The sequence below is a fragment of the Vallitalea guaymasensis genome (assembly GCF_018141425.1).
GTDB lineage: Bacteria > Bacillota > Clostridia > Lachnospirales > Vallitaleaceae > Vallitalea > Vallitalea guaymasensis.
Window position 1 is genome coordinate 641,819 of the sequence record NZ_CP058561.1, and the last position, 17,663, is coordinate 659,481.

Sequence of the window (17,663 nt, forward strand, 5' to 3'; positions counted from 1 at the left end):
GGAAGGATGGAACTTTAGGAGAGATGAGTAAATGAAAGTAACTAATCATGGAGCTAAAAACAGAAAACTTCATAAGAAAGACTATCTACAAATGGTATCGACGGAATCGAAAGAGTATGTAGAAGTGTTGATTCATGAGAAGATTGCTGAAAACAACCATCTTATCACAGATTTTCAAGAGGCGGAATTGCTAGAGAAGATTTTAGAACGAAATAACCTAAATAAGGCATATAAGAAAGTAAAATCAAATAAAGGTAGTGGAGGAATTGATAAGATGAGCGTAGATGAACTTCTAACGTTTCTTAAAGATAACAAAACAGCCTTAATCAAGCAAATAAGAGAAGGTAAATATAAGCCTAATCCAGTCCGTAGAGTAGAAATACCAAAAGAAGAAAAGGGTAAAGTAAGAAAACTAGGAATACCAACAGTAGTAGATAGAGTAATACAACAAGCAATAACAGGGGTATTATCACCAATCTATGAAAAGCAGTTTTCAGAAAATAGCTATGGATTCAGACCTAATAAAAGTGCTCATGGAGCACTAAAGAAATGCTGTAAAAATGTAGACGAGGGATACATATACGTGGTAGACATGGACTTAGAGAAATTTTTTGACATGGTATGCCAAAGTAAACTAATTGAAATATTATCAAGAACAATAAAAGATAATAAGATAATATCGATTATACATAAATATCTAAATGCAGGAGTAATAAATAATGGAATGTTTGAGAAAACAGAAAAAGGAGTACCACAAGGTGGACCACTCAGTCCATTATTAAGTAATATAATGCTAAATGAGTTGGATAAAGAATTAACTAAAAGAGGGCATCGATACGTAAGATATGCAGATGACCTAATGATATTTTGTAAAAGCAAACGAGGAGCTACGAGAGTACTAAAATCGATAATAGTATTTATAGAAAAGAAGCTATTCTTGAAAGTAAATACAGATAAAACAGTAGTAGCACATGTGAGCAAAGTAAAATTTTTAGGATATACATTTTATAGATACAAAGGGAAGTGTAGGTTAAGAGTACACAAGAAAAGCATAAATAAAATGAAGCATAGACTCAAAGAACTGACAAAGAAAAGTAATGGTTGGGGAAATGAGTACAGAATCCTAAAATTAAAACAATATATAATTGGTTGGTTGAATTACTATAGACTAGCAGATATGAAAGGAATCCTCAAAAGAACAGATGAATGGCTAAGGAGAAGAATCCGAGCAATCTACTGGAAACAATGGAAGAGAGTAAAAACTAGATATAGAATGATAAGAAAATATAACTTACCCTTATGGAAAGTACATGAAATGGCTAATTGTAGGAAAGGGACATGGCGTTCAACAATGATGCTAAATAGTGTGCTTACAAACAAAGAAATAGTAAATCTAGGTTATATGACCATGACTCATTATTACTTGAAAATATGTGAAAACTAGAGAACCGCCGTATACCGAACGGTACGTACGGTGGTGTGAGAGGTCGGAATATCAATTAATGATATTCCTCCTACTCGATAAATTTTCAAAAAAAATACCCCTCTAGTTAATTTTATAATATTTTATAAAAAATACATAAAGAGACTTATCCTAGCCAAAGAATAATCTATAAGAGAATGTCCTAAAAAGTGTGTAAAATATCTCCAACCTGGCTAAAATCTAAATAAAAATGCCAGGAAGGAGATTTTATTATGGCAAATAATCTTATTACTAAAGAACAAGCACAATCAATAATTGAAAACAATGATATCAAAACTCCACAAGATATTATGGGTGCTCTAAAAAATATGTTTAGGGATGTTATTCAAGAAATGCTTGAAAACGAGATGGATGAAACTCTAGGCTACGAACGTTACGATCATGACCAACCTAAATCCAACTATCGAAATGGTTATTCTCAAAAGAAAGTTCGTTCTTCTCTAGGTGAAATAGATATTGATGTGCCTAGAGACCGAAATGCTGATTTTGAACCTAAGATTGTTCCTAAACGGAAAAAAGATATTTCAGATATTGAGAAACAAATCATAAGTCTCTATGCTCGTGGTATGTCCACAAGAGATATTCATGAACAAATGAATGAACTCTATGGAATAAATGTTTCGGCAGATATGGTAAGTAGAATAACGGATAAGCTAATACCAACAATTAAAGAATGGCAAGGAAGACCCTTAGAACCTATATACCCTTTTGTTTTTATGGATGCAATTCACTTTAAAGTAAGAACCGAAGGACGCGTTATCAATCGAGCAGCTTATGTGATCATTGGTGTTAACCTAGATGGTATGAAGGATGTATTAGGTATCTGGATAGGTGAAAACGAGAGCTCTAAATTCTGGTTAAACATTCTTAATCAATTATCTTCACGAGGAGTTAAAGATGTCCTTATCTTCTCTGTAGATGGGCTTTCTGGTATGAAAGAAGCTATCCAAACAGTTTATCCACGAGCAGAAATACAGCGTTGTATCATACATCAATTAAGAAATTCATTCAAGTTTGTATCCTATAAAGATTACAAAGAATTTACAAGAGATTTCAAAGAGGTTTATCGTGCTTCATCAGAAGATTTAGCTTTATTAAAGCTTGATGAATTAGAAGATAAATGGGGAGCTAAATATCCTCATGCGTTAACGAGTTGGAGAAAAAATTGGGATGTATTGTGTCCATTTTTTAAATTCCCAGATGACATCAGGCGTATTATGTATACAACAAATGTTATTGAAAATCTTAATAGGCAATATCGTAAAGTAACAAAGAGCAAATGTATTTTTCCAACAGATACATCCTTACAAAAAATGCTTTTTTTAGCTACAGATAAAGCTACCAAAAAATGGACACAAAGGTATCGAGGTTGGGATAAAATACTCAATCAATTAACCATTTTATATAATGAACGTATAACACCTTATATTGGCTAACTACCGTTCACTTTTACGAAGTAAAGGTAGTATAAATCTCCACCTTTACTTCGTAAATTTTACATGCATTTAGTAAGTGCTGATGGGACCCAAAAATGAAACAGAATATATTAATTTCCCATCATATAAAGAGTTTAGCATGTAAAAACGTTCACTAAACAGTGTTAATTCTAGAGATTTTGCACCCCAAAAATGATACTATTATAGTATTGTCATAATACAGCTAAATTATGGGAATATTATTAATAAATATAAAAATAACCACCCCAGCCGTACATAGCTAGGATGGATTTTTACACACTTAGTGTGACACTACCATCTATAAAAAAACTGAAACAAGTCCAGTTCCTTAACTAGATTATCTTTAATTTATATCATTGAATCAATGCTTATTATAGCTTTATTCTTTTTACATTATTATAGTTTAATTGTTTGGTTCATAATTTGAATTTGATAATAATTCACATACAATTAATTTCAAGTCAACATCTTGGATATCTCCATTATCATCTACATCAGCATGATATTTTGTTGTATTTGTATCAGCAGCACTCATACCATAATAATACCCATCAATTGCTAAATCAATCAATGTAAATTCTCCATTTAAATTCACATCTTTTACTTCCTCAATAATAATATTCTTTTCTCCACATTTTTTTTCTTCAATATCAAATTCTTCATTAATATTTGCAATATGCCCTTGCGTAATATCAATTAATCCTTCCCCAGCTTTTGTTGCTTTGAAATTTAACTTTATAATAATTGTATTATCTTTTGCTACATTTTCTTTACCTTTGCTAGCGATAATAAAGCGTAGCTCTCCATTTTTATCTTCTGGACTATTATAAACTTCAAGACCTTCTACATTCTCATATCCAACATACTGGAATAAATTTGCATCATATTTAATTTTTATATCTTCTGCATAAATATCTGATACATTATGTATAACAATATCTGCAACAAGTTCTTGTCCTTCTTTAATTTTGCTAACTGATTCTATATCTAGTGAAGGTTCAATAATAACATTTTCATTATACGATTTTAACTGTGCATTTTCATCAATATCTACACAATCAAAATACATCCTTTCACTACCGTTACCTACTATTTTTACATAATGTTCTTTATCTTCAAGGTCAGTTTTTTCAAATGTAAGCCCCATATCATTATTTGGTAACTGACTCCAATTTGCCATTTCATATTCTACACCATCAATAATTATCATATTACCATTATTCATCCCAGAATATCCAACTCCATAAGTTCTTATTTTAGTTCCTGTGAAGTTAAAACAAATTTGCTGTTGGTCAGGACTTGTCTGTCCATGAATATCTCCATCATATACTGTACCATGACTCCAATTTGTATAATACAATTCTCCAATATAACTTATTCTTGAATCTGAATCATTAACCCTTTTCCATCCCTCTGTAGGTGTTAATAACTTACTTCCTAAAGATGCAGCATATAGATTAATATTACAAACGAATAGTAATATTACTACCACTAACATAATTCTAAATTTTTTCATTTTTTTACCTCCATATAGTTTATATACGAATAAAGCTATTGTTTTATCTTACTTAGTATATACTATTTTGCATGTCGAACAAAAGTAATTTCTGTCGAATTTACAAACTTTATAAAATAAAATAACACTTGACACTATAAAATATTTAATTAATCATTATAAACTATATTTAAAATTACATTTATATTGAAAAGCCAGCATAACTCTTACGAATTATACTGACTTTTGTTGGGGCTGTCTATTTTACAACTGCCCAGTTTCTTTCATTACACTTACTAAAATCCTTAAATATATTTAAAGATTCTATTTAGTTGGTATTATCATTTCAAACCAGTCATATTCAACGTTGTCAAGATAAAACATTTCAAATTCATCTTCTCTTCCAACATAAAGTTTTTTTATCACTGGATTGTTTTCAATAGTGTTTAATTTAATTTGCATGTCCTCTTCAATAACCACATCGCCACTTATTCTCAGTGTTGATGAATTTTTAGACTTTGTTATCCATTCTGCATAAGGATTAACTTTTAGCTGCTTAATAGTCCTTCTCTTGTTTGATGTACCGAAAAGTATTCTATTATCCTCGGTAATCATAATTCCAAAGCCTCTTACTCTAGGCTTTCCATTTTCATCTACTGTTGCTAAGAATCCCATAGGGTTTTCCTTAATAAAATTTAATTCTTTACTCATAATATTAATCTCCTTTTTTATTTTTTGGTTTTTTTCTAATTATATTTTCACTTTCTTAAACGTGACAATGCATCTTGTACAATTCATATTTTTTTACGCTCAAAGTAATCATAAATTACATACTTAAATCTGTAATTATATTAATTATTGTATAGAATATAGATATGATATACAATGGTTAATATAAGTCAAAGTGATATATAATAGACATATATATAATTAATGACTATTAAATAGGAGGAAAATTATGGGTAACAAGATAGATTTAAGGATAGTACGAACGAAAAAATCTATAAAAAGAGCATTTTTAGATTTGCTTAAGGAGAAAAACTATAATAAAATCACTATTCAAGATATAGCACAAGAAGCAATGATTAATCGCAATACTTTCTACCTACATTATTTAGATAAAGATGATTTACTAGATCAGCTTACATCGGAGTGTTTAATCAAGTTAAAAGAAAGTATGAATGCTAATAGTAATATTGATACAATTGACGCTTTAGGGTATGATGATTTCTATGAATTGATTAAAAAGGTTTTTGAGACTATTGAAAAAGATATTGATTTTTATAAAATAATACTAGGAGATGAGAGTATACCGTATTTATCCATAAAATTCACAAATGTAATCAAGAATCATATGAGTGAAGGATTAGATAAGTCTAAACAATTAAAAACTGGGGTGAGAAATATAGACAATAGAAAAATCTACGTTGAATACATGGCAACGGGGCTTATAGGCGTCATTCGTTTTTGGATTAATAATATGCATAAATATTCTATAGGAGAAGTATCAGAGATAATAATTAATATGTACTCGAAAGATATATTGGAATTGCTAAAAAACTGTTAGAACTTAAAATAGACTAGGTGTATCTATTTTATTATTTTAAAATGTATTTTTTTACAATAACCTATATACGAGTGAATAATTACCATTAAAGGCGCAAATAATAATCTAAAACTTTATGTAAAAGGGTGATTATATGCGTCAAAGAAAAAGAATGTCTTCAGATATTTCAATAACTCGTAATGCAAATGAAAGTCAGGCTATAACAGAAGGACTTAATAATATTACTGCCAATCAATTGATTAATAACAATGATGTCGTTGTCATAACACCTAATTGGGTTAATCTAGATAAACCTAATCCTTCATCAGGAGTTGTTGTTGGCGACGAAAGTCTTAGAACTATTATACAATACGTCAAAGGTTCCAATCCCAAGAAAATAATTATTGCGACCGGCTCAGGTGGTCAAGCCACTGGTGATGTTATGAAAAAGGTTGGGTATGATCAAATAATCCAAAGTGAAGGTGTAGAGTTTGTTGACTTGAATTATGGTCCATACACTACTTTAAGTCTTAATAACGAAAGACCTTCCTCAACAAAGATTAATCAGATAATAAATGAAGCTACAGTTCTTATATCTTTCACACAGTTAAAACATCATGAATCAGCTACCATGTCAGCATGTATAAAAAACATTGCACTAGCATGGCCTCCGGCAGAAATCCATGGTTACCCTAAAAAAGCTCTTGGAATACATGATAATCTTCACAGCTTCATAACAGCCATGGCAGAAGCGATTCCTATAGATATATCAATCGTGAGCTGTAATCCTACGATGATTGGAACAGGTCCAACTGGCGGAGTTCCTAGACATACTGAGCTTGTTATCTGTGGAACAGATCCTGTTTCTGTAGATACTATCGGTGCTAGATTCTTAGGTTTCAAAACAGAGGCAGTTCAGTACTTGGATAAATGTGATAGACTAAAAATCGGAGTGACTGATTTAAAACAAATGAATATGACTGGCTTGGATTTAGTTAGTGCTGAGCAGCAATTCAGTAAGACCGTCTATGGTGAAACAATAGCTATAGATAGCAAATAATAAGGATTAAGCTAGCCTATGTAAAAAAATAAAGGACTTACACCTAATAGCTTCAGCTATCTTGTGCTAGTCCTTTTAATTATCCTATTTTTGTCGCATTTTCAATTATTCCTCTACCTAATCCTAATACTCTGCTTAACTGTCTGATACTGGCACCTGTTTCTTTTCTAATCTGTAGTATCATCCTATCCCGATTACTCTTGGATATATTATTAATGTCTTTTATATCATATTTTGCTTCTAACTGATCCTTTAATTCATTATCAGTCAATTTTGTTTTGTTATAATACTCAAGACATTGGTCAGCATTAGGTTTCATCATATATTCTTCAAATTTTTCTATGTTATTAAAGTAATTAAGTATGTTGTCAGTATCTAATTGTACATTATCACCGTAATACTTATCTATATATTTATTGTAACTGCTCCAAACATATACAGATGGTGATTTTATAATATCTGCTTTCACAGGGTTTTGATGTATGTATCTAGCAACCTTCAAGAGATAATTTTCACTTTCTACTACTTCACTTTTATACCTGTTTTCAAATAGATGTCCTGATCTACCATACTTATTGTTATGCCACTGAACATAACTTACTGTTATTCTTTTGATACTATTCCCTATCTCTTCATTCTCTTTGATTAATAGATGTATATGATTATCCATAAGACAATAAGCGTATAAAGAAAATCCTCCTGATTGTTTGGCTTTCAGTAAAGTATATAAGAATTTCTCTCTGTCTTCATCATCTAAAAAAATATTACGCTTGTCTATTCCACGTAACATAATGTGATATATACCTGACTTGCTTCTTTCTCTTCTTTGTCTCGCCATTTGACATCACCATAACAAATATATCATATTTATGGTAATGTGTCAAAAGAAACGTCCCCTAGTCATATGCTTACTCCTTAGTAATATCCATTTCTACTTTTTGTGGCAAAGCTAGCCCACATTCAACTTCAATACCTTTTAATATTGCAGTTGGTATTGGGCATGATGGATGCTTGCAGTATTTTTTAGACAAATCAAATACCTTAGATTCACCAAATGTTCCAAAAACTTCACCAAAACCATCTACTCCTATAAGCTCTTCACTCATATTTTTATAATTAGGACATTCCGTTTCAATAATAATATTTACATTCTGCATATCTTCTGATTTGATGTGGATAGTTGTATCAAAGCCACATATTCCTGGTTTTACTTTTACATTTGCCAATATATTATCCTCCTCTGCTTTTAAGGTTATTAATTAATTATAGTTTCTATGGAGAAATATTTCTATTAAGTATTTGCTATTTTTATAATTATTTTAATTTAGTTATTGACATATGCCCAAAACGTGTTATAATTTGATTATGAGCATATGCCCATTAAATAATGAAAGGAGCGATAATTATGCCAAGAATGGATGGAACAGGTCCACAAGGTAATGGACCACTAACTGGAAGAGGTTTAGGAAGATGCAACGATGGTAAAAGTAAGAATGTTGGTGGTAACGGAATAGGTTTTAATAGAAAAAGATGTGATAGACTATTCTTAAGAAGAAGAAACAGAGGACGTTTCTTTAACAATTCAACAGATAACGATAATAATTAGTAGTCTATGTTTTCTAGAAATAACTTATTAGGTGGTGATTAATATTCCTAGACCAAGAAAAAGAAGAAGAATAGGCTGTAGACCACAGTTTCAGAATTTTGGACCTCATGGTCCTAACTGCAATAAGGAAATCATCAATCTTAAAATTGAAGAATATGAAAGTATTAGATTGATGGATCTAAAAAATCTTGATCAATCTGCATGTGCAGAACTAATGGGTATTGGACGTTCAACTTTTCAGAGAATATACAAAGAAGCTAGAGGTAAAATAGCTGATAGTATTGTTAATGGAAAACGTCTAATTATTGAAACTGAAGATTTTGACCACCCAGGTGGAAAAGGTCACTGCCATAGACATTTCCAAGATAATAATCAAGATAATTAATTCTAAAGGAATCTGGATAATACATTTTGGTGATGACTACAACTTTTAGAAGATAGACTAGGCGCTTATAGCTAAACCTAGTCTATCTTCCTTTATATTACCTTATAAAACGTCTTATCATACAGGTAATTTTACTTAAACTATGGTTGGTATAATGGATCTAATCCTCCCTTTGGATGTGGCATTATTGTATTATCGCCATCATCAGGGTCAACTTCATTATAGTATCCATCTCCATCACTATCCACTCTATTAGGATTAGTTGCTACATAATTATTATTGTTAACTGTATAATTAATACCGTCTGAAGTCTTGATGACTACATTTCCACTTACGATACCATTTCCTATATTAGTATTGATATCTCCTCTTTCTGTTAAATAAACATCACTGGTTGCTAATATAAGGTCCATGACACATTGTCTAGGATGACCATATGTATTACTATCCCCTACCGAAACAACAGAAACCTCTGGGTCAAGCTGATTAACAAAAGTAGCATTGCTTGAATGATCACTACCATGATGATTAACCAAATATACATCAACATCCCCTACTTCTTTTGCCACACTCAGTTCAATGTCATGATATGAGTATCCGTAATTACTGGTGCAGAACTCTCCGTCTAAATCTCCACCTATCCATTCATCAAAATCTCCATAGCTTAGTTTAAGTCCAATACTATAGTCATTCTCAGAAGGTGGATATGCATCATTACTGAAGTCTCCTTGCAGTATTGCTCCATTACCATCACATGTTATTATATCAACTGTTACTCCACTACCCAAATCAATTAGATTGGTTCCTTCAACTGCTATAACAGGATTTAATTTGTTATTGCCTGTTCCTTCTAAATAAGTTTTCCAATTTCTGAATGTACTGCTTGTTTGACCTAGATAATTATTATAGTCTCTATGTATCATTTGACCAATAACAAAATCCTGCTGTTCTACTAGATTCCATAATCCACCGTAACCAATATAACCTATATGATCACAATGAAAATGAGTTATCAACACATAGTCTATGTATTTTGTACCTAACACACTCTCTACATATGGACCTACAACTGAAGCATCCGCATTGCTATTCCAATAGGATTCCCCTACATCAACTAACATTGACCTTCCAGTAGGTCCTACTATCAGGGTTGCATTTCCTTGCCCTATATTTATGTGATGTATTTCCAAGTTGCCAGGAGTCCAAGAACCTGAACCACTAGAAGAATTGGAATTCAAAGCTTTTGGAGTGCCGTATCCACATTGATATGTAAGAGTTGAACTATTCCAATTCGTTGAGACAGTACCACCTATATTGGAGTTTATTCTCTCCATTGTAGCTTTTGTACCATTATTACCTGCATGCCAGCTGTTGACACTATCAATTACATTTCCGTTATTATCTTTTAATTGTAGAATTTCACTTGAGTTTTCTAATGAACCAGTATAGATTAAATCAGCATTGATATTAGGAACTGAAGTATTGTCTGTCCTTTCTAATAGATAATAGGATTTTGCAGGAATAGTACCTGTTAAGTTAATGGAAGGAGTTCCATCAACTGCATTTAGAGTCCATCCATTGAGATTAATGTTTGTGTTTGTATTGTTATAGAGTTCAATCCATTCATCGTAAGCACTGGTTGTTGTTCCCATCCAGCAGATTTCATTAATGACTACCTCTCCACCTGTTGCAGCATAATTATTGGTATTGAACAGAAAAAGTGGCATAGTCAATACCAATATAAGCAATAGTCTGATACTTTTTTTCATCATCAAATAACCTCCTTAGTTATAAACATATAGTATTCATTCTGTTATTTACTAAAGATAGTATGTCCGTAGATGTTAAAGCAAGTATATAGTTTTAATGATAAAATGTGATTAATTGGGATATTATAGAATATTAATTCAGAAATATTCAGTATAGAAATATGTATATGAAAAGCAAAAAAAGATATAATTAGATATTTCTAATTTATACCTTAATAATATCACAGAGAATATTTACTGTCAATTTTGATAATTATTTGACACAAGTCTATGCCTTTTTCCTGACATCTTTTATTTTGGGAAATACATTTACGATTATGGATACTATTATACCTATGAAGGTATCAATCACTCTATTAACTGCATATATATGAGATGGAGTACCTTTTAGATTAGTCATAATCGCTATAAATACTATACAAGCGATAACTATAGAATCACTTTGCTTACAAAGATTACATAGGTAAATGACGAGTACAATTCCCAGACCAACTACTATTGAATAGTTTCCAAAAACAAGAGCCAGAATAAGCCCAATGACTCCACCAATAGTAGTACCAATCATTCTATTCTTCCCTACAACAAAAGAATTCTGAATAGAATTTTTCATACATATAACCGCAGCTATACACGCATAAAATGGATATGGCCTGTTTAATAATTGAAAGATACAAATGCATATAAAAACCGATATGGCAGTTTTTATATTGCGTGAACCTATTTTCATCATATCTAGATAACCTTTCCGTCAAACATAAAAAATAATTCTCACTAACAAAATCTGGGTCTTTTGTTATTATATATTTTATTATGTATTACGTCAATAAATTTACATATAATATGTTAGGGCTACCTAATATCCAGCCATCAACACTCCCATCTTCGTTTATTATCGTCCCCTGGGCTAATACTTTTATATCCCCAGCACTAGGTACAAATTCATTGAACTGCTTAGTTAGGTTCTTGAAAACTCTATACTTGAACTCCTTATTATTCTCCATCTTATCTAATACACATTGTTCAACTGATATATTTTTTATATTACCTTGTGCCACACATCCAAGAGCAAAACATTTTAGAGCTTTATTACCATATGGTATATTACCAATATGAATATTAACATTAGGAATTATTCTCTTTATTTCATTTTCCACAGTTTTTTTAAATTTCTCATTGCATACTCTATTTACCCTTTTTATGGCTTGTATTTTACGCTCATAACCTGCTTTTGCAAACTTTCTGTCTTTTATTCCATTGATAGCCTCTACACCCATTACATAACACTCCCCTCAATAAGTATTTATATGGAATATATCGACATTTTTACATTGGCTTTTAATATAACTGCATAAAAATTAATACAAGAAATCAAGATAAAAAAAGGGAGATAATTCTATCAATGAATAATCTCCTAGATATTATTAATTAGCTTTTGCACTAACTCTGCATTTATCACAATAGCCAAATATTTTCAATTTGTAATCTGTACACTGGAAACCCTTCTCTTCCAATAACCTCTCATAGAAGTCATCCTTTATCAATCCTGAAGCTTCAATGACTTTACCGCATTTTTTACATATGAGATGATGATGATTTCTAGTATTCTCTATCTCTATTTCGTATTTAGCCGCACTATCTCCAAAATCGTGTTTTATTACAACGCCTTTTTTTAATAACATATCAATAGTCCTATATATTGTAGCCATTCCTATTATGTTTTCTTTATCTTTTATTAAAGTATAGATTTCATTTGCAGAAAGATGTTTTCCTACATTCTCAATCAGAGTATTCAATATTATTTTTCTCTGATATGTCAATCTTATATCCATTTTTTCTATTAAATTATTCATAATAGGATTTACTTCCGTACTCATATAAACCCCTCCATTTTCTTCACTATTTAATTTTATGTTAAATCAGCCTTATATATGGTTATAATCCAACATATTATTTACTTAAATATCCAAACTAGATTACTGACAAATATTTGTTAACTTATTCATTAATCCATTACATATACTGTTTTGATTGAATATTACTTCCATCAATAACTATTTCTTCTTCCTCACCTAAGAAGCCTGTTACAACTAAATCTATAGCTTGATCTTCTGTTAATCCTCTACTTCTTAGATAGTTAAGAATATCTTCTGATATTTTCCCAACTGACGCTTCATGTGTCAGAGATGCATCCTTGTTTCTGTTGACTAGTTTTGGTTCCGCCACAATGCTACCTGAATCAGATAAAAGCAATCCCATACAATCCAGATGCCCTATTCCTGCCTCATTACCAATCATATTACTGTAAGCATTAATCTGTGATTTGTATCTTGAAATCATTCTTACTCTTGAAATACCGTTAGCATCTTTTCCATTAAGATAAGTATCATCATACATATCCACTTTTCCACGTTCAGCTAAAACAGTAGTTACAAAGTTGAGAGAGGCTTTTTTATCTAGATAGTTGGAATTCCTTATATTCATCTGCATAGGAACTTCATGGCATTTGTTATTATATGAAACTTGTGCATTTTCTTTTAATATAAGTTCCATACTTGATTCAACAGTGTCATATTTACCCCATGAATGAAAATTATTGATTTCAATCATCGCATTTTCTTTAGCAACTATTTTGGTCTCACCACTGTGTTTACCATATAAATATTTCTTTCTCGCTGCACAAACACTTTGTAACTTAGCCTCTACATTTTTCTCTACTACGACTAGATTGTTGGTATTTTGGACAACATACATAGAACACATAAGAATATTAGTTATTATAGGTTTATCAACAGATTTCTTTACCCATATAAAATATCCATTCTCCGGTTTCTTGCAATAGAATCCTCTTACCCAGTCATAGGTATCGAAAGCTTTAGTTATAGGCAGAATAATTAAATCTTTTTCTTCATGTATCTGAACATCATTATCTAGCTGAAGATAACTTACATGTTTTACATTTTTCATAGCCATTCTCCTCAATCAACCTCCATATTTTTTCCCAATCTTTTGATGAGCAAGTGATTTTGCCATCTAGCATCACATGTGCATAATCAGGTTTAAAATAGTTAAGTGCTTTACCTCTATGAGTAATCAATAGTATCGTTTTATCATTTAATTGTTCTTTTATCAACAAACATAATCTTTCTAGATTCTCTACGTCCAATCCAGCATCTAATTCATCCAATATTATTAAATCTGGGTCCAAACTTATAACTTGTATTACTTCTGAGAATTTTCTTTCTCCACCAGAGAAACCTATATTCACATCTCTCTGCATCAAAGATTCTATTCCTTCTATCTTAACGTTCTTTTTTCTTATTTTGTCCAAGAGTTTTGATAATTTCACGTTGATTGCAGGTGGATTCTGGTAGACTGCTGCCATACCTCTTTGCGCTCTTTCTTCAATCTCAATATCCGATATATCTTCATCTTTAAAAAGAATCTTGCCACCTTTTATTTTATATTTGGAAAATCCTAATAATGTACAAAGTAATGTTGACTTACCTGAAGCATTAGGACCTAATAATACATGGGTTTCTCCTTTTCCCATTTCTAAATTAAGCTTATCCAAAACTTTTTTCCCATCCACCTCAACTTCTAGATTATCAATCTTAAGTAAACTCATTTTATATCACCTCTTTCTTTAGTTTCTATTAATTTATGAATAATCAATAAGTTAGCTAGTCGTTGATTCTTTATTAATAGCTTTCCTTAACTTTGCTATTATTTTTCACATTTATATTATTAGTATTAACTATAAATGGCTAATTAAACTTATTGTTTCTTTAATAATGATAGTCATTATCACTTAATGTTTATAAATAATAGGCTTGAACATATTCAAAGCCCTTTCTGATAATTACTTATAACCTTCTAATTACGGAATATTTACTTTATTTTAACATATAACGTAACCTTATTCAACTAGTTACCCGTAAAGTTTTACAAATATCCTTTACAATTTCAATAGACCTTCTAGATCATTTCCGTATTTCTCGAATATCTCTTCTCCAAAATCAGTCAGCATCTTATTCATATAGATATCATGTAGTATATAATTATTCAAGATTCTTATTACACCTTTGTTATAAGTATAGTAGCCCTCTCTCTTACTCTCTTGGTTCTCAAAAACAAACACTCCATATGTGTTGTCTACTACTAGAATAAATTCTGAACTATGAATATCCTCTGCTATTCCTAATGGCGCATGCTTATACACTTTACCTAGTTCAATTATTTGATTATTCATCTGACTACTTATAATCTCAATATCACGTTTGGAAGCATCATCTAATTGGTCTTTCACTATAAGTCCATCTTCATACCAGAAACTGATAATTATCATATTGTCTATTTAGAATTTTTGTAAGTTCAATATCATGTGAAGCTACAACAACTATACAATTTTTCTTATCTAAATATTTTAATATCGATGCAGAAGCAGCGATTAGTTCTTCTGTATTAGTTCCTTTTAAAATTTCGTCAATAAAACATATAATCAACCTATTATTATCTAAGCTTTTAATGATCCTTTTTAAATACTTAATATTTATATCTTTATATAATATTAATATGCTTTAATAATTTAACACAATCATAAAAACCGCTCTTATAAATTTCACTAAGCATTATACTATTTAAATCATTATTCATAGTTAAATAATTATCAATTATACTAACATCATCTTTTGGTAATTTGCTTAATAAATTATTAAATTTTTTTTCAAAATTATTGATTTTGAAATTTTGATCTTTTATTTCTTTATTATACAATGATACTTCTTTTATTTTTAGGTCTAATATATCATAAATTAATTTATTAAATGATTCTGTGTAAAACTGATTCATAATATTACCTCCTATTTTAGTATATATATTGTAGACTAGATATTATTATCTCTCATTTTGGGATATTTGTCAATATCTCATTATGAACTTTGTATAATAACATTGAGGTGAATCATATGATATTAGAACGTCTTAAAAATCTTAGAGAAGACAATGATTTATTACAAAAACAAGTAGCTGATGAGTTAAAGATTCCAGAAAGAACTTATGGTAACTATGAATTAGGAGTCAGAAGAATTCCATTAGAATTACTAATTGAACTCGCTTTATTCTATAACACCAGCACTGATTACTTATTAGGTCTTACAAATGAAAAAGCACCTTATGAAAGAGCCAAAGCTAAAAAACAATAGTCTTCTATAAAAAAGTATATACAAAATAAAGTTATAAAACAAATGTTTGTGTGGCAAAATATATTACCTTTCCCAGTTATAGCAGATGAATTGGGTCGTGTATCAACTGAACTTGGCATGCTTCATGAGAAAAAAGGCACTAATACTGTTAGAGCAGTATTTATAGTTGATGCTAGTGGTATTTTACGTCTCATGATGTATTATCCTCAAGAAGTAGGTAGAAGCGTAGATGAAGTACTTCGTGCTGTAAGAGCTCTACAAGCATCTGATGCTAATAAAGTAGCAACGCCAGAAAATTGGCCAAATAATGGTTTTATTGGTGATAAAGTCATTATTCCTCCAGCTAGCTCAGAAGCAGAAATAAAAGCTCGTGAAGAAAGTGTTAACAACGGAGAGATTGAATGCAAAGATTGGTGGTTCTGTTACAAATCTCTTTAATACCTTATATGTTAAGGAAGGGGCTAATAAACAGCCCCTTTTTTATGAAGAAACCTAAGCTTTAAACTTCAACCTCACTGTGACAACTCAGCTTTTGTTAAAGTATTATTGATCTGTTGTACAAGATAATAAGCTCCTCTATAACCCATGATAGGCAAATATGGATACTCGTTGTCTTGTCGAAAGCTTGGGGGACTTATCTGTATTACGTTTTGATTATGCAATGCTTCTATCCCATCAGAGAAACGAATGATAGCTTCTCTTTCATCTACTGTTTTTTTGAAGCCAAGTTTATATAAATATTCTTCTAAATACTTGTAAGATATATTATTGTTGTTAAAACATAATTTATTATTATCCAACCTTGCTACTCTTCTTTTAAGCATATTTTCTTTATAAACTACTCTATTGATTTCACTATTATCTTCTGTCGGAGTAATTTCCATATTCAATAACTCACTAATACTATTCAACCATTTCTTAGTACCTTCTATACCATAAGGTGTTAAATATATATACGGTTGGTCATATGCTTCTTCTAATAATTTTGCCGCTTCTAACCCTTCCTTATGAAGTACTATATTTATTAATGCTTTTGAAGCTTGTTCTATATCCTTAATATTAGTATCTAACATGAAAGTTGTACCAAGCTCCAATGAAAAATTCTCTTTCATGAGCCTTTTGATTTCCTTGAAATCACTACTCTGATTATAATTATATATACCTAGACCAAGTATATTATAAAAAGGTAATTTCTCCATCTTGGGACTTTTCTTGGTAATCTCATTAACCAATATTTGTAATGTCTCATCAACACCATGTGTAAAATCATTCTGAAAATCACAATCTGGCAGTAATATTATTTTACTATCTACTCTATCCTCTACTTGAAATCTAACACTTTCTAGATCAATTCCAATGATTGATGTTATGGACGATCCTATAACGAAAATGTATTCTGGTTTCTCAATTTCATCTATTTCTAGAATAGCATCTATGATTCTGTCTTCATTGCCAAAAGTTACATCATGTTCATCCATATGTGTTGTAAAAGTCTTAGCAGATGTATCCGCACCAAATTGCATAAGTCCTTCAATAGAAAAATGTGTTGTACCAGCAGGACCAAATTCTATGATAACAGCATCATTAATACCATTTAATGTCCATAGGATACCCATTCTATCAGAAGCTATAGGATTATTTTTATATAATTTCATATTAGG

Annotated in this window: 21 protein-coding genes; 8 read left to right on the forward strand and 13 right to left on the reverse strand. The window is 30.6% G+C overall.

What is annotated here, in order from left to right; translation table 11 throughout:
• Positions 1-31: 31 nt before the first annotated feature.
• Both ltrA and HYG85_RS02885 read left to right on the forward strand, forming a co-directional pair.
• Positions 32-1,444, forward strand: a complete 1,413-nt coding sequence (gene ltrA, locus HYG85_RS02880) for a group II intron reverse transcriptase/maturase (protein WP_212692203.1) — start codon at positions 32-34, stop codon at positions 1,442-1,444.
• A gap of 251 nt (positions 1,445-1,695) precedes the next feature.
• Positions 1,696-2,919, forward strand: coding sequence for an IS256 family transposase (locus HYG85_RS02885; RefSeq protein WP_212691844.1), 1,224 nt, complete (start codon positions 1,696-1,698; stop codon positions 2,917-2,919).
• A gap of 424 nt (positions 2,920-3,343) precedes the next feature.
• Here the strand turns inward: HYG85_RS02885 and HYG85_RS02890 are convergent, their stop codons facing one another.
• Positions 3,344-4,456: a cohesin domain-containing protein gene (locus tag HYG85_RS02890; RefSeq protein WP_212692204.1), complete on the reverse strand. Its 1,113-nt coding sequence runs from the start codon at positions 4,454-4,456 to the stop codon at positions 3,344-3,346.
• A gap of 303 nt (positions 4,457-4,759) precedes the next feature.
• Entirely contained in the window at positions 4,760-5,146 is a 387-nt protein-coding gene (locus tag HYG85_RS02895) for a pyridoxamine 5'-phosphate oxidase family protein (RefSeq protein ID WP_212692205.1), read from the reverse strand.
• Between the two features lie 247 nt (positions 5,147-5,393).
• Here HYG85_RS02895 and HYG85_RS02900 point away from each other — a divergent pair, with 247 nt between their 5' ends.
• Positions 5,394-6,002 carry a TetR/AcrR family transcriptional regulator gene (locus tag HYG85_RS02900; protein WP_212692206.1) on the forward strand — a complete coding sequence of 203 codons (609 nt, stop codon included), beginning with the start codon at positions 5,394-5,396 and terminating at the stop codon, positions 6,000-6,002.
• Between the two features lie 133 nt (positions 6,003-6,135).
• Complete coding sequence (locus tag HYG85_RS02905; RefSeq protein ID WP_212692207.1) at positions 6,136-7,041, forward strand: DUF362 domain-containing protein; 906 nt, start codon at positions 6,136-6,138, stop codon at positions 7,039-7,041.
• 79 nt (positions 7,042-7,120) lie between these two features.
• Here HYG85_RS02905 and HYG85_RS02910 read toward each other — a convergent pair whose 3' ends face one another.
• Both HYG85_RS02910 and HYG85_RS02915 read right to left on the reverse strand, forming a co-directional pair.
• On the reverse strand, positions 7,121-7,879 hold the full coding sequence (locus tag HYG85_RS02910; RefSeq protein ID WP_212692208.1) for a transposase: 759 nt from the start codon (positions 7,877-7,879) through the stop codon (positions 7,121-7,123).
• A gap of 70 nt (positions 7,880-7,949) precedes the next feature.
• Positions 7,950-8,267: a DUF6951 family protein gene (locus HYG85_RS02915; RefSeq protein ID WP_212692209.1), complete on the reverse strand. Its 318-nt coding sequence runs from the start codon at positions 8,265-8,267 to the stop codon at positions 7,950-7,952.
• A gap of 179 nt (positions 8,268-8,446) precedes the next feature.
• Between HYG85_RS02915 and HYG85_RS02920 the strand changes: the two genes are divergently transcribed.
• Positions 8,447-8,647, forward strand: a complete 201-nt coding sequence (locus HYG85_RS02920; RefSeq protein ID WP_113671586.1) for a DUF5320 domain-containing protein — start codon at positions 8,447-8,449, stop codon at positions 8,645-8,647.
• A 31-nt stretch (positions 8,648-8,678) separates the two neighbouring features.
• Positions 8,679-9,032 (forward strand): DUF134 domain-containing protein, encoded by a 354-nt coding sequence (locus tag HYG85_RS02925; protein ID WP_212692210.1) that lies wholly within the window; start codon positions 8,679-8,681, stop codon positions 9,030-9,032.
• A 140-nt stretch (positions 9,033-9,172) separates the two neighbouring features.
• Here the strand turns inward: HYG85_RS02925 and HYG85_RS02930 are convergent, their stop codons facing one another.
• The 8 genes from HYG85_RS02930 to HYG85_RS02970 all read right to left on the reverse strand — a co-directional run bounded on the left by HYG85_RS02930 (position 9,173) and on the right by HYG85_RS02970 (position 15,649).
• Positions 9,173-10,804 (reverse strand): lamin tail domain-containing protein, encoded by a 1,632-nt coding sequence (locus HYG85_RS02930; RefSeq protein ID WP_212692211.1) that lies wholly within the window; start codon positions 10,802-10,804, stop codon positions 9,173-9,175.
• A 265-nt stretch (positions 10,805-11,069) separates the two neighbouring features.
• Positions 11,070-11,531 carry an FUSC family protein gene (locus HYG85_RS02935; protein WP_212692212.1) on the reverse strand — a complete coding sequence of 154 codons (462 nt, stop codon included), beginning with the start codon at positions 11,529-11,531 and terminating at the stop codon, positions 11,070-11,072.
• Positions 11,532-11,616: 85 nt separating this feature from the next.
• A complete protein-coding gene (locus tag HYG85_RS02940) occupies positions 11,617-12,075 on the reverse strand; it encodes a hypothetical protein (RefSeq protein ID WP_212692213.1) in 459 nt (152 codons plus the stop codon).
• A 147-nt stretch (positions 12,076-12,222) separates the two neighbouring features.
• Positions 12,223-12,675: a Fur family transcriptional regulator gene (locus tag HYG85_RS02945; protein WP_212692214.1), complete on the reverse strand. Its 453-nt coding sequence runs from the start codon at positions 12,673-12,675 to the stop codon at positions 12,223-12,225.
• 136 nt (positions 12,676-12,811) lie between these two features.
• Complete coding sequence (locus HYG85_RS02950; RefSeq protein WP_212692215.1) at positions 12,812-13,765, reverse strand: SufB/SufD family protein; 954 nt, start codon at positions 13,763-13,765, stop codon at positions 12,812-12,814.
• Positions 13,725-14,426, reverse strand: a complete 702-nt coding sequence (locus tag HYG85_RS02955) for an ABC transporter ATP-binding protein (protein WP_113671593.1) — start codon at positions 14,424-14,426, stop codon at positions 13,725-13,727. Before HYG85_RS02955 ends, HYG85_RS02950 begins: the two co-directional genes overlap by 41 nt.
• A 330-nt stretch (positions 14,427-14,756) precedes the next feature.
• Positions 14,757-15,107, reverse strand: a complete 351-nt coding sequence (locus tag HYG85_RS02960; RefSeq protein ID WP_212692216.1) for a phospholipase D-like domain-containing protein — start codon at positions 15,105-15,107, stop codon at positions 14,757-14,759.
• A 251-nt stretch (positions 15,108-15,358) separates the two neighbouring features.
• A complete protein-coding gene (locus tag HYG85_RS02970) occupies positions 15,359-15,649 on the reverse strand; it encodes a hypothetical protein (RefSeq protein ID WP_212692217.1) in 291 nt (96 codons plus the stop codon).
• Between the two features lie 116 nt (positions 15,650-15,765).
• Here HYG85_RS02970 and HYG85_RS02975 point away from each other — a divergent pair, with 116 nt between their 5' ends.
• Both HYG85_RS02975 and HYG85_RS02980 read left to right on the forward strand, forming a co-directional pair.
• A complete protein-coding gene (locus HYG85_RS02975; RefSeq protein ID WP_212692218.1) occupies positions 15,766-16,002 on the forward strand; it encodes a helix-turn-helix domain-containing protein in 237 nt (78 codons plus the stop codon).
• A gap of 42 nt (positions 16,003-16,044) precedes the next feature.
• A complete protein-coding gene (locus tag HYG85_RS02980) occupies positions 16,045-16,440 on the forward strand; it encodes a redoxin domain-containing protein (protein WP_212692219.1) in 396 nt (131 codons plus the stop codon).
• A gap of 74 nt (positions 16,441-16,514) precedes the next feature.
• Here the strand turns inward: HYG85_RS02980 and HYG85_RS02985 are convergent, their stop codons facing one another.
• Positions 16,515-17,657 (reverse strand): nitrogenase component 1, encoded by a 1,143-nt coding sequence (locus HYG85_RS02985; RefSeq protein WP_212692220.1) that lies wholly within the window; start codon positions 17,655-17,657, stop codon positions 16,515-16,517.
• Between the last annotated feature and the right edge of the window lie 6 nt (positions 17,658-17,663).